Source organism: Vibrio scophthalmi LMG 19158, from assembly GCF_000222585.1.
Classification (GTDB): Bacteria; Pseudomonadota; Gammaproteobacteria; order Enterobacterales; family Vibrionaceae; genus Vibrio; species Vibrio scophthalmi.
This window is the reverse complement of the sequence record NZ_AFWE01000134.1, coordinates 1-204: the sequence shown is the minus strand read 5'-3', so window position 1 is coordinate 204 and position 204 is coordinate 1. Positions and strand designations below refer to the sequence as shown.

Annotated in this window: 2 tRNA genes; both read right to left on the bottom strand. The window is 52.5% G+C overall.

Features of this window, described 5'->3' with window-relative positions:
• Positions 1–76, bottom strand: a tRNA-Gly gene (locus RH88_RS10515).
• 32 nt (positions 77–108) lie between these two features.
• Positions 109–185: transfer RNA gene (locus RH88_RS10510), tRNA-Met, on the bottom strand.
• Positions 186–204: the final 19 nt, after the last annotated feature.

Here is a 204-nt window from a genome sequence, read left to right as displayed (position 1 = left end):
TGGAGCGACACATCGGGTTCGAACCGATGACCTCAACCTTGGCAAGGTTGCGCTCTACCAACTGAGCTAGTGTCGCATGAATAATCGCTGTTGCAATTACTCTTAATGTGGTTGCGGGAGCAGGATTTGAACCTACGACCTTCGGGTTATGAGCCCGACGAGCTACCATGCTGCTCCATCCCGCGTCCGGATGTCATTGTTAAG